The 12,581-nt window shown below is 63.8% G+C and carries 8 protein-coding genes and 1 pseudogene; 7 read left to right on the top strand and 2 right to left on the bottom strand.

All coding sequences use genetic code 11. The features are described 5' to 3' along the window. The first annotated feature begins 19 nt into the window (after nucleotides 1-19). The 4 genes from H145_RS0109655 to H145_RS0109640 all read left to right on the top strand — a co-directional run bounded on the left by H145_RS0109655 (nucleotide 20) and on the right by H145_RS0109640 (nucleotide 5,609). Nucleotides 20-382 carry a four helix bundle protein gene (locus tag H145_RS0109655; RefSeq protein ID WP_019947945.1) on the top strand — a complete coding sequence of 121 codons (363 nt, stop codon included), beginning with the start codon at nucleotides 20-22 and terminating at the stop codon, nucleotides 380-382. A gap of 55 nt (nucleotides 383-437) precedes the next feature. Beyond that, nucleotides 438-3,521: an efflux RND transporter permease subunit gene (locus H145_RS0109650; RefSeq protein ID WP_033426090.1), complete on the top strand. Its 3,084-nt coding sequence runs from the start codon at nucleotides 438-440 to the stop codon at nucleotides 3,519-3,521. Nucleotides 3,522-3,717: 196 nt separating this feature from the next. Further along, the gene (locus H145_RS20730; RefSeq protein ID WP_019947943.1) at nucleotides 3,718-5,154 is read left to right on the top strand and encodes a TolC family protein; all 1,437 of its coding nucleotides are present in this window, start codon (nucleotides 3,718-3,720) and stop codon (nucleotides 5,152-5,154) included. Nucleotides 5,155-5,186: 32 nt separating this feature from the next. After that, nucleotides 5,187-5,609, top strand: a complete 423-nt coding sequence (locus tag H145_RS0109640) for a hypothetical protein (RefSeq protein ID WP_019947942.1) — start codon at nucleotides 5,187-5,189, stop codon at nucleotides 5,607-5,609. A gap of 13 nt (nucleotides 5,610-5,622) precedes the next feature. Here the strand turns inward: H145_RS0109640 and H145_RS0109635 are convergent, their stop codons facing one another. Continuing rightward, complete coding sequence (locus H145_RS0109635) at nucleotides 5,623-6,939, bottom strand: zinc dependent phospholipase C family protein (protein WP_019947941.1); 1,317 nt, start codon at nucleotides 6,937-6,939, stop codon at nucleotides 5,623-5,625. A gap of 182 nt (nucleotides 6,940-7,121) precedes the next feature. Between H145_RS0109635 and H145_RS0109630 the strand changes: the two genes are divergently transcribed. The 3 genes from H145_RS0109630 (at nucleotide 7,122) to H145_RS20720 (ending at nucleotide 12,265) form a co-directional block, all read left to right on the top strand. Continuing rightward, complete coding sequence (locus tag H145_RS0109630; protein ID WP_019947940.1) at nucleotides 7,122-7,541, top strand: hypothetical protein; 420 nt, start codon at nucleotides 7,122-7,124, stop codon at nucleotides 7,539-7,541. Nucleotides 7,542-7,711: 170 nt separating this feature from the next. Beyond that, nucleotides 7,712-10,876, top strand: coding sequence for an efflux RND transporter permease subunit (locus H145_RS20725; RefSeq protein ID WP_019947939.1), 3,165 nt, complete (start codon nucleotides 7,712-7,714; stop codon nucleotides 10,874-10,876). A 147-nt stretch (nucleotides 10,877-11,023) separates the two neighbouring features. Next, nucleotides 11,024-12,265 (top strand): TolC family protein, encoded by a 1,242-nt coding sequence (locus H145_RS20720; RefSeq protein WP_019947938.1) that lies wholly within the window; start codon nucleotides 11,024-11,026, stop codon nucleotides 12,263-12,265. 65 nt (nucleotides 12,266-12,330) lie between these two features. Here H145_RS20720 and H145_RS24480 read toward each other — a convergent pair. Next, nucleotides 12,331-12,581: pseudogene (locus tag H145_RS24480) on the bottom strand (IS982 family transposase); the annotation flags it as partial.

Raw genomic sequence — 12,581 nt, 5'->3', positions numbered from 1 at the left:
TCATCACCTTCTTCTTCTTATGAAGCACGAGAATGTTGTTTTGGAAAAGAGTTATGCATTTGCTGTTCGGATTGTTCGGCTTAGCCAATATTTGATAAAGCAGAAGCAGGCGTACCAGTTAGCCGACCAGGTGAGACGAAGCGGCACCTCTGTTGGCGCCAACATGGAGGAAGCCGTTGGCGGTCTGTCGCGCAAGGACTTCATTGCCAGGTGCGGAATATCCTACAAAGAAGCCCGTGAAACACACTACTGGCTCCGGCTGCTGCGCGACACCGACTACATCGAGCCACAACAGGCCGCCTCTTTACTTGCTGATTGCGAAGAACTACTGAAAATCATAACCTCTATTATCCGTTCATCCCGTATCAATACAGCCGAATGATTACGACAACTGATAATTATTAATTCCTAATTATCAATTACTAATTCTCAAAAAAATGAGTTTATCATCTACGAGTATAAATCGGCCGGTTCTCGCTTTGGTGATGAGCCTGGTGATTGTCATTTTCGGCGTCATCGGGTTTCGCTACCTGAGCGTGCGCGAGTACCCCAGCGTCGACCCGCCCATTATCAGCGTGTCGGCCTCCTACACCGGCGCCTCGGCCGATGTGATTCAGGCCCAGGTGACGGAGGTGCTCGAAGCGGCCATCAACGGCGTGCCGGGCATCAAAAACCTGACCTCCAACTCGCGCGACGGCCGGGCCAGCATCCGCGTCGAGTTCGACCTCGATGCCGACCTGGAAACGGCGGCCAACGACGTGCGCGACAAAGTGTCGGGCGTGCAGGGCCGCCTGCCGCGCGACATGGACCCGCCCACCGTGAGCAAGGCCAACGCCGACTCGCAGCCCGTGGTGCTCAGTTACCTGACGTCCAAGCAGCGCAACCTGCTGGAACTGACTGACTATGCCATCAACGTGCTGCGCGAGCGGCTCCAGACCATTCCGGGCGTGTCGGAAATCCGGGTGTACGGCGAGCGGCGCTACTCCATGCGCCTGTGGCTCGACCCGGTGAAGCTTTCGGCGCTGGGCGTGAGCCCGGTGGACGTGCAACAGGCGCTGGCCCGCGAAAACGTAGAGCTGCCCAGCGGCTCGGTGCAGGGCCAGGCCACCCAGCTCACGCTGCGCACCATGGGCCGCCTCACCAGCGAGGAAGAGTTCAACAACCTGGTTATCCGGCGCGACGAAAAATCGCTCGTGCGCATGTCCGATATCGGCTACGCCGAGCTGTACGCCGAAAACGACCAGACGATTTTCCGGGTGAACGGCGTGCCGGGTGTGGCGCTGGCCGTGATTCCGCAGCCCGGCTCAAACCAGATTGACATTGCCGACGAGTTCAACAAGCGCGTGGCCCAGTTCGGCAAAGACCTGCCCGACGACCTCAAAATCGAGCCCGCCATCGACTACTCGGTGTTTATTCGCCAGTCGATTGACGAGGTGGAGCACACGCTGATTGAGGCCTTCATTCTGGTGGTCGTGGTCATTTTTGTGTTCCTGCGCGACTGGCGCTCCACGCTCATTCCCATTGTGGCCATTCCGGTGTCGCTGATTGGTATTTTCTTTGTGATGTACCTGCTCGACTTCTCCATCAACGTGCTCACGCTGCTGGGCGTGGTGCTGGCCATTGGCCTGGTAGTCGACGACGCCATTGTGGTGCTCGAAAATATTTATTCGCGCATTGAGGCCGGCGAAGAGCCCCGCGAGGCCGCCATCAAGGGCTCCGAGGAAATCCTGCTGGCCGTGGTCAGCACCACGGTGGTGCTGGCGGCCGTGTTTATGCCGGTAGTGTTCCTGATGGGCATTACCGGGCGCCTGTTCCGCGAGTTCGGCATTGTGGTGGCCGGCTCGGTCTTGATTTCGGCTTTCGTTTCGCTCACGCTCACGCCCATGATGTGCGCCCAGCTGCTCAAGCGGCAGGAAACGCACAACTGGTTCTACCGCAAAACCGAGCCCTTCTTCGAGCGCGTCATCAACGGCTACCGCGGCAGCCTCGAAACCTTTCTGCGCAACCGCTGGATGGCCTGGCTGGTGGTGGCCGGCACGGGCGCGGGCATCTGGTTTTTCATGGGCATCATTCCCTCCGAGCTGGCGCCGGTAGAAGACCGCAGCCGCGTGAACGTGAATGCCACTGGCCCCGAGGGCGCTTCCTACGAGTTCATGGACAAATACATGGACCAGCTCACCGGCCTGATAGTCGATTCGGCCGGCGCCAGCATGAGCAGCATGTTCACCGTTACCTCGCCGGGCTGGTCGGGCGGGGCCAACTCGGGCATTGCCCGGGTGCTGCTGAAGGAACCCGAAGACCGCACCCGCACCCAGGGCCAGGTGGCCGACGCCATTTCGGGGGGCGTGAAAGGCCTCACGGCCGCCCGCACCTCCGTCAGCCAGGACCAGAGCATCGGCTCGGGTGGCGGCGGTGGCCTGCCGGTGCAGTTCGTTATCCAGACCCAGGACTTCGAGAAGCTGCGTACGGCCGTGCCCAAGTTCCTGGAGGCCGCCCGCCAGGACCCCACGTTCCAGTTCGTGGATGTGGACCTCAAGTTCAACAAGCCCGAGCTGCGCATCAACATCGACCGCGACAAGGCCCAGAGCCTGGGCGTGTCGGTGCAGGATATTTCGCAGACGCTGCAGGCCAGCCTGAGCGGGCAGCGCTACGGCTATTTTATCAAGAACGGCAAGCAGTACCAGATTATCGGGCAGGTGGCGCGCGAAGACCGCAGCCAGCCGCTGGATGTGCGCCTGCTGAGCGTGAAGAGCCGCACCGGCGAGCTGGTGCAGCTCGACAACCTGATTACGATGGAAGAAAGCAGCACGCCGCCCCAGCTGTTCCGCTTCAACCGCTACAACGCCGCCACCTTCTCGGCGGCCCTGGCCCCCGGCCAGACCCTGGGCGACGGTATTGCCGCCATGCGCGCCATTGCCGACAAAACGCTGGATGACACCTACTCGACCGAGCTGGCCGGCGCCTCGCGCGACTTCGAGGAAAGCTCCTCGTCGCTGGTATTCGCCTTCGGGCTGGCGCTGGTGCTGATTTACCTGGTGCTGGCCGCGCAGTTCGAGAGTTTCCGCGACCCATTCATCATCATGGCCACCGTGCCGCTGGCCTTGAGCGGGGCGCTGCTGAGCCTGTGGTACTTCAACCAGACGCTCAACCTGTTCTCGCAAATCGGCATCATCATGCTGATTGGTCTGGTAACGAAAAACGGTATTCTTATCGTAGAATTCGCCAACCAGAAAGTAGAGCAGGGCCTCGACTACATGAGTGGGCTGGTAGAGGGCGCCACGGCCCGTTTCCGGCCCATCCTGATGACCTCGCTTTGCGCCATTCTGGGCATTCTGCCCATTGCCATGGCCACCGGCGCGGGCGCCCTGAGCCGCCGGGCCATGGGCATCGGCGTGGTGGGCGGCCTGTTTTTCGCCACCATTCTCACGCTGTACGTGGTGCCGGTGATGTACTCGTACTTCGCCACCGCCAAAAAGCACCAGCCGGCCCCCGAGCCCGAGCCCGAAAAGGTAGCGGCGTAGCGCCTCACCCCCTAGCCCCCTCTCCAGGGGGAGAGGGGGAACTAGATTCTAATTTTACATTTAGCATTCTAGCCTTTTATCTAGTTCTAATTATCTAGTTCTAAAAAATCTAAAAGCTAGTTCCCCCTCTCCCCTTGGAGAGGGGGCTAGGGGGTGAGGCGACCCGCCTGCCCGGCAACATCTACTTTCCCTCTGAATGTCACTCCGCTCCTTTTCGCTGCTGCTGCTGCTCACCGCTACCGCCCTGCCTGCCCTGGCCCAGCAGCCGGTGCTGCCCTCGCGGCGCGAAACCACCGAGAAGCCCCAGAGCAAGCCCCAGACCGAAAAGCCCGAAACCGTGGCCCCGGCTCCGCCCCTGTCGCTGGCCGAGGCCATTCGGCTGGGCGTGGAGGGCAACTACGCCATCCGGGTTTCGCAGCAGGATGTGCGCGTAGCGGAGAACAACGTAACCCGCGGCAACGCCGGCCAGCTGCCGGTAGTGAACGGCAACTTCGTGCGCACCTTCAACCGCGACAATCGGCGCCAGGAGTTCAGCCAGGGCGACCCGCGCATTACCAACAACGTTTTGTCGAAGCAGCTACAGGCCAACGTAGCGGGCACCTGGACCATTTTCGACGGCCTAGGCATGTTCATCGCCTACGACCGGCTGCGGACGCTGGAGCAGGGTCAGCGTCTGCTCACGCGGGCCGTAGTGGAGGAAACCGTGGCCGCTATTGCTGATGCTTACTTCGTGGTGGTGCGCGAGTCGGGCAAGATTAATTCGCTCGAAGAAGCCCTCAAAATCGGCCGGGCCCGCATCGACCTGACCCAGGCGCGGGTGGATGTGGGCGTGAGCGCCAAGGTGGAAGTGCTGACGGCCCGCGTGGATTACAACGCCGACCGCTCGGCCCTGATTCAGCAGCAGGAAGCCCTGAAAACGGCCAAAATCAACCTCAACGAGCTTCTCGGCCGCGCCCCCGGCCTCGATTTCCAGCCCCTCGACTCGATTGTGGTGGCCCGCGACCTGGAGCGCGACGCCGTGCTGGCCGCCATCCGCCAGCAGAACCCGCGCCTGGAGCGCGCGCGCACCGCCACCGCCATTGCCGACTACGACCGGCGGCTGGTGCGGGCCTCGCGCTTTCCGCGCATCGGCCTCACCTCGGGCTACAGCCGCAACAACAGCTTCAACGGGGCCTCGTTTCTGCCGGGCTCGCGCGAGCTGGGTACTGCCACCACCTTCACCAACGGCTTCAACTACGGCGTAGTGGCCTCGGTGCCCATCTTCGACGGCTTCAACAAAAACCGGCAGGAGCAGAACGCCCGCATCGAGCAGGAGCAAACCCGCCTGGAGCTCGACCAGCTGCAGCTCCAGCTGGCATCTGATGCCGAGCAGGCCTTTGCGCAGTACCAGAACCGGCTGGCGCTGCTAGAGCTGGAGGAATCCAACATCCTGCTGGCCCGCGAGAACGTGGCCATTGCCCTGGAGCGCTACCGGCTGGGCCTGCTCACGCCGCTGGTGCTGCGCGAAGCCCAGCGCACCCAACTCCAGGCCGAAACCCGCTTGCTCGATATTCGCTACCAGGCCAAGCAGGCCGAAATTGTGCTGCGCCGCCTCAGCAGCGGCTTAGTGCGCGAGGAAGGCGGCCAGCCCTAGGTTTTTCTACCTAAAGGTCTATTTTCGCGGTTATGTTGTCTGTTGATTCTCTAACTTCCGACTACCTGCATTTAGCCCACCGCCCCGATCTGGCCACGCTGGTTGTGCGCTGGCTGCGGGCCGTATCGTTTGCCGAGCTGCAGGAAGGGCTTCGCGCGGCCCGCGAAATGAGCTACAAACACGGCACCGCCCGCTGGCTGGTGGATGCCCGCCGGCGCACCGAGCTGGACGCGGCCTCCTCGGGCTGGGTGGCGACCACCCTGCTGCCGGCCGTGGCCACCGAATCGGCGCCGGCCGTGTTGCATGTAGCCTACCTGCTCTCGCCCGCCCGCACCGATGTGCTGCAGCAGGACCCCGGTATGCGCACGATTACCTCCACGGCCCAGTCGCACCCGGCCTATCAGCTGCAGCTGTTTCTGGATGAGGGCGAGGCCGTGAGCTGGCTGATGGGCTGAGAAATTGTTCGCGCTACGGGCGCACGGCTTCGGCCGGGGCGGCCGCCCGCAGTGCCTGCAGGTCTTCCAGAATCTGGGCGCGCTTCTTTTTCGCTTCCTGTTCGTCTTCCTTCTCCCCTTCCGCCACATCGTCGTCGGTGGCGGGCAGGTTAGGGTCGCGGTAGAAGGTGAGCAGCTCCTGTTTCTGGGCGGCGGTGAGGTACTCAAATTTTTTCGAGGCCAGCTTGTGCAGCCACTCGCCGTAGGTTTCGTCGGTCAGGGCGTACTCGCCCGGCGCGGTGGGCTTGCCCGTGTCGAAGTCGCGGTTGGGCAGCGGCGGCACGGCGGCCACCGAGTCGCGGGGCTGCTGCTTCAGCAGGCCGCAGTAATCTTTCAGCGCCTGCCGGAAGCTGGCCTTGAACAGCTCCTCGCCCTTGGGCGTGGGCACTTTGAAGGCGAACGGCTTGAGCGGGCCGATTTTGGGCAGCACCCGGATAAAGTACGACAGCACCCGCGCTCCGAAACCCGGATGCTCGTAGGTGTTGCCATAGCGCTTTTCGTACTCGCGGCGGCTTTCCTTGTACACGTATTCGCGGCGCCGGGCCCGGGGGCTAAGCTTGCGGATGTCCTTTTTCTGGGTTTGCCAAGCGGCCCGGCTGGCCAGCGGAATCAGGTTGCGCACTGCAAACCGGAACGAGCCGATGGCCAGATCCACGTTGAACACCACCTGGCCCAGCTCCAGGCCGTAGGTTTTCAGAAAGGCCCGCTCCAGCAGCGGCTTGCTCACTTGAAAACCGATGTAGCGCTGGTAATCCGACGAGCGGTAGCGGCCCGAGGCCACCTGCACCACATCAAACGCAAATTCGAGCTGGGTGTGCTGGTGCGGGGCCTGCGCGTAGGTGATGGGGGAGCCGAATTTGGCCTTCAGCTCGGGATACACCTTGGGCATGGCCCGGTTGGTGCCCTGCGGGTGTCCGTCGAGGTCGGCGGTGTAGTGGGCCAGCGCCCCGAGGGCGAAGGCGTACTCGTTGCGGTTGCGGGCTTCGGCCAGCAAATGGCGCACGAAGTCGCCCGAGCGCACGTAGTGCGTCAGGTTGGTGAAGAACTCCGAGCCCATCGGGTAGTAGCCCATATCCTGCAGAATGGAGCCGCCGTAGGCGTAGCTTTTGGCTTCCAGCAGCTCGTCGTCGGTGGCGTTGGGGAAGCGCTGTTGCAGCAGCGGCAGCAGGCAGGGCGTCCAGCTCGAATCGACGTGGGCCTGGTGGGTGAGCACGGAATAGGCGGCAGCCGGCCGGGCGGTCAGCAGCAGTCCGGCCAGCAGCAGCGCTGCGCAGAAGTACCATTTCAGCATAAGTAGCGCAGGGGCCGGGGCCGGGCAGGGGGCGCGGCCGATGGCTGCCTGCCTTACGCGGCCGCTACGGTTGTGGTTGTGCCGCTTTGGGGGCCGGCCGGCAGCCGGAGAATCATTCCAAATTTCAGCCAAATGGCCCGGCCAGCCAACAACCCGGCGCCCGGCGCGTTATCTTTGCCGTGATGAAGCCGGTTGTTGCCTTTCTGATGGGGTTTGTGATGCTGCTTGGCAGCCTGCTGCCCCAGCACGACCTCTCGGAGCTGGCCAAGCTGCCCGAGCTGGCCGAGCACTACCGCTACCACCGCGCCCTGGCCGGTGGCAACCTGTCGGTGCCGGCGTTTCTGGCCCTGCACTACGGTCCCCAGAGTGCCAGCCACCACCAGAACCCGGTGTCGCACCGCGACGCCCAGGACCACGAGAAGCTGCCGCTGGAGCAGCACCACCACAACTGCGTGCTGGTAAGTTTCGTGCTGCCCGCCGGGGCCCGCGTGGCCGCGCCCGGTTCGGCCCTGGCCTGGCCCGCGGCGGCCTACCGGCCCGCCCCCGGCTCGCTCTACGCCTTCAGCGTGAGCCGCATTCTGCTGCAGCCGCCCCGAGCCTAAGGCTCTTTTCTTTTGGCTGTTAGCCATTAGCTGCTAGCCGTTAGCGTTTCGTCCGACGAAATCTAACGGTCTGCTAGCTTGTGCGATAAAGCTTTCGGAACAACGAAAGCTATCAGCTAACAGCTGAAAGCTAAAAGCTTAAAAAAGGCTCTCAGCTAACAGCTCAAAACATGATTTCTGCTATTATCCGGGCCAGCGTGCGGCATAAGCTGCTGGTGGTGCTGATGCTCGCGGGCCTGGTGGCCTGGGGCAGCTATTCGGCCCTGCACCTGCCCCTCGACGCCATTCCCGACGTTACCAACAACCAGGTCCAGGTTATCACCCAGAGCCCCGCGCTGGCCGCCCAGGAGGTCGAGCAGCTGCTCACCATCCCGCTGGAGCTGAGTTTGCGCACCATTCCGGGCGTCACGGGCGTGCGCTCCATCTCGCGCTTCGGGCTCTCGGCCATTACGGTGGTGTTCGATGACGACGTGCCCACGCTCGAAACCCGCCAACTGGTGGCCGAGAAACTGCGCTCGGCCGAGGGCGAGCTGGGCGCGGGCCTGGGCCGCCCCGAAATGGCCCCCATCACCACCGGCCTGGGCGAAATCTACCAGTACACGCTGGGCACGAAGCCGGGCTATGAAAAGCAGTTTTCATTGGCCAAGCTGCGCGAGGTGCAGGACTGGGTGGTGAAGCGCCAGCTGGCCGGCGTGCCCGGCGTGGTGGACGTGAGCAGCTTCGGCGGCTTCGTGCGCCAGTACGAAGTCAGCATCAACCCCGAGCGGCTGAACGCCTCGGGCGTGAGTCTGGCCGAGCTGTACGGGGCCCTGGAGGCCGGCAACGGCAACACCGGCGGCTCGTATCTGGAGCGCGGCCGCAACGCCTATTTCATCCGGGGCGAGGGCCGGGCCAACTCCCTGCAGGACGTGGGCAGCATGGTCATCAAGCAAACCAGCGCCGGGCTGCCGCTGCTGGTGCGCGACGTGGCCGAGGTGCGCTTTGGGCACGCGGTGCGCTACGGGGCCCTCACGCGCAACGGCGAGGGCGAAACCGTGGGCGGCATCGTGCTCATGCTCAAAGGCGCCTCCTCAGAAAGTACCGTTGCCGGCGTGAAAGCGCGGGTGGCCGAAATCGACCAGCAGCTGCCCGAAGGCCTGTTCATCCGGCCCTTCCTCGACCGCACCAAGCTGGTGGACACTGCCATTGCAACCGTGGCCAAAAACCTGCTCGAAGGCGGCGCCATTGTGCTGCTGGTGTTGCTGGTGCTGCTGGGCAACTGGCGGGCCGCGCTGGTGGTGGCCTCCATGATTCCGCTGTGCATGCTGTTTGCGCTGGGCATGATGCGCGTGTTCGGCGTGTCGGCCAACCTCATGAGCCTGGGCGCGCTGGACTTCGGGCTGCTGGTCGACGGGGCCATCATCATTGTGGAAGCCATGATTTTCCACCTCGTGCACTTCCGGGCGCGGGCCGCCCACGAGAGTCTGGACGAGGTGGCCGAAGCCTCGGCCAGCCGCATGATGCGCTCGGCTTTGTTTGGGCAGCTCATCATCCTTATCGTGTACCTGCCCATTCTGGCCCTCACCGGCATCGAGGGCAAAATGTTCCGCCCCATGGCCCTGACGGTGAGCTTCGCCATTGTGGGGGCCATGCTGCTGTGCCTGACCTACGTGCCGGCCGTGTCGGCGTGGGCGCTGCGCAGGGACATCAAGGAAGAAGGCACGCTGGCCGACCGGATTATGAAGTTTCTGCACCGCGGCTACGCGCCGCTGCTGGCCGGGGCGCTGCGCTGGCGCGGGGCGGTGCTGGCCGGGGCGCTGGCGCTGCTGGTACTCGCGGGCTGGGTGTTCAGCCGGCTCGGGGGCGAGTTTATTCCGCAGCTTGATGAGGGCGACTTCGCGGTGAACATCACCGTGGCCCCCGGCTCGTCGCTGGCCCAGAGTGTGGCCACCACCACCGAGGTACAGAAGATTCTGCTGGCCCGGTTTCCCGAGGTGGAGCAGGTGGTGGGCAAAATCGGCACCTCGGAAATCCCGACCGACCCGATGAGTATGGAAGATTCCGACCAGATTGTGGTGCTCAAACCCCACCGCGAGTGGACTTCGGCCAGCACCCGCGAGGAACTGGCCAACAAGATGGCTGAGGCCCTGGCCGACCTGCCGGGCGTGAGCATGGAGTTCCAGCAGCCCATCCAGATGCGGTTCAACGAGCTGATTTCGGGCGTGAAATCGGACATCAGCATCAAGATTTACGGCGACGACCTGGGCCTGCTGTTCGAAAAAGCCACCCAGGCCGCCGACCTCATCCGGCCCCTGCCCGGCGTGGGCGACCTGAAAGTGGAGCAGATTGCCGCCCTGCCCCAGCTGCGCGTCACCTACAACCGCGCCAAGCTGGCCCAGTACGGCCTGCGGGTGAATGATTTGAACACGCTGCTGCGCACCTCCTTTGCCGGCGACGTGGCGGGCCAGGTGTACGAGGGCGAGCGGCGCTTCGACCTGGTTGTGCGCCTCGACACCATGCACCGCCGCGGCATCCAGGATTTGCGGAGCCTGTACGTGGATTTGCCGGGCGGCCAGAAAGTGCCCCTCGAAGAAGTGGCCACCGTAAACTTTCGCAACGCCCCCACCCAGGTTTCGCGCGATGATGGCCGCCGCCGCATCAACCTCGGCGTGAACGTGCGCAACCGCGACGTGGAAAGCCTGGTGCAGGATATTGAAGCCAGGCTGAACACCGGCCTCAAGCTGCCGCCGGGCTACTCGCTGGAGTACGGCGGGCAGTTCGAGAACCTACAGCAGGCCAAGTCGCGCCTGGCCGTGGCCGTGCCCGTGGCGCTGGCCCTGATTTTTTTGCTGCTTTACCTCTCCTTCAACTCGCTCAAGCAGGCCGGCCTCATTTTCACGGGCATTCCGCTGGCCGCCATTGGGGGCGTGCTGGCGTTGTGGCTGCGCGACATGCCGTTCAGCATTTCAGCCGGCGTGGGCTTTATTGCGCTGTTTGGCGTGGCCGTGCTCAACGGCATTGTGCTGGTGGCCAGCCTCAACGAGCTGGCCCTGGCCGGGGTGGCCAATGTGCGCGAACGGGTGCTTCGGGCCACCGAGGAGCGGTTCCGACCGGTAATGCTCACGGCCGCCGTGGCCTCGCTGGGCTTCCTGCCGATGGCCCTGAGCACCTCGGGCGGCGCCGAAGTGCAGAAACCGCTGGCCACGGTGGTTATCGGCGGTCTGCTCACGGCCACGCTGCTCACGCTGCTGGTGCTGCCGGTGCTCTACACGTTCTTCACCAAAGACGGCGAGCCCAGCCCCGGCGAGGCCACGCCCGAAGCCGTAGCCCAGGCCCGCGAAAACCACGGGGTGTAAGATCAATAAAAGCACGTCATGCAGAGCGGAGCGAAGCATCTTGCGTGCTGACGCTGTAACACTAACTCAACATCAGCACGCGAGATGCTTCGCTCCGCTCTGCATGACGTGCTTTTATCGAACAACTCTCAATATTCCTTCAATCCTATGCGCCTCTTCCCGCTCCTCATAATTCTGCTTCTGCTACCACCCCTACTCCGCGCCCAGAACACGCCCGGCACCCTGCCCCCGCCGGCGGCGCCCGGCCCCGGCGGGCTCAGCCTGGAGCAGGCCCTGAGCACCGGCCTCAGCCAGAGCCTGCTCACGCAAACCAGTGGGCTGCAGGTTGAGCAGCAGCGGGCTTTGGTGCGCACCGGCTACGATTTGCCCCGCACCGTGGCCGATTACCAGTATGGCCAGATTTCGGGGCCGCTGCGCGACCACACCCTCAACATTGTGCAGCAAACGGCCCTGCCGGGCGTATACGCGGCCCAGCGCAAATTGCTCGAAAGCCAGGTGGGCACGGCCGAGCAGCGCGGCCGCCAGCAGCGGCGGGAGCTGGCCTACTCCATCCGCAGCACCTACTACGAGCTGCTGCTCAGCTACCGCCGCGCCGCCCTGCTGCGCCGCCAGGACAGCCTGTACCAGCGTGCCGCCCGCGCCGCCCGCATCCGCTACCAGACCGGGGCCACCAACCGCCTGGAGCAAGTGTCAGCCGAAGCGCGGCTGCGGGAGCTGCAGAACCGCCGGGCTTTGCTGCGCACCGACCGGCAGGTGCTCGGGCAGCAGCTCGCCGTGCTGCTCAACCAGCCCCAAGTTGCCCTCATCGACACCACTACCGAGGCCCAGGTGCGGCTCGCGCCCGCCGATACGGCCGGGCTTACGGCAGCCACCAACCCCACGCTGGGGCTGCTGGAACAGGCGCGCGAAACCAGCCGCCGCCAGACCCGGGTGGAGGAACTGCGCCGTCTGCCCGACCTGCGCCTGGGCTACTTCACCCAAACCATCAACCGCGAAGCCAACTTCCACGTGGCCCAGGCCGGGGTGGCGCTGCCGCTGCTGGGCGGGGCCCACAAGAGCCGCATTGCCGCCGCCCGCCTCGGCGAGCAGGCCGCCGACGCCCAGCTGCGCTATGCCACGGCCCAGCTAACCGGGCAACTCGTGGGCCTGCGCCAGCGCCTGCGCCGGGCGGCGGCCTCGCTCAGCTACTACGAGCAAACCGCCCTGCCCCAGGCCCGCCTCATCCTCGAAACGGCCGAAAAGAGCTTCCGCGCCGGTGATATCGACTACGTGGAATACGTGGTGAACACGGAGCCCGCCTGGCAAATCCGCGCCAGCTACCTCGACCAGCTGCAACAATACAACGACCTGGCCCTGCAACTGCTGCTGCTGACTGGTAACGAAGATTAACCGGCTGTCATCCTAAGCCCAGCGAAGGATCTATACAGAAGCTATTAGCTAACCCAAGTTGCGGACTATAACCCAACTTGGTGTAGGGCGTGGGCAAAGATGAAGAGGGCGATTTTCAAGGCAAACCCAGCCGCTGTTACGGCATGAATCTGCTTGGGAAAGCGTGCGGTCAGGCGACTAAAGGTCGTTTCAATGCCCTTACGAAAGTACTGAATCAGAAAGTTTTGCGCTGGATGGTGGGGCCGTTTGCTGTTTTTGCGCCGCGCGCTTTTCTGTTGGTTGCCGCTCGCTTCTGCGAACACGTCCTCCGCCACAT

It is taken from the genome of Hymenobacter aerophilus DSM 13606 (assembly GCF_000382225.1).
Taxonomy (GTDB): domain Bacteria; phylum Bacteroidota; class Bacteroidia; order Cytophagales; family Hymenobacteraceae; genus Hymenobacter; species Hymenobacter aerophilus.
The sequence above is the reverse complement of the archived record's forward strand: the minus strand, read 5'-3'. Positions and strand labels throughout refer to the sequence as shown.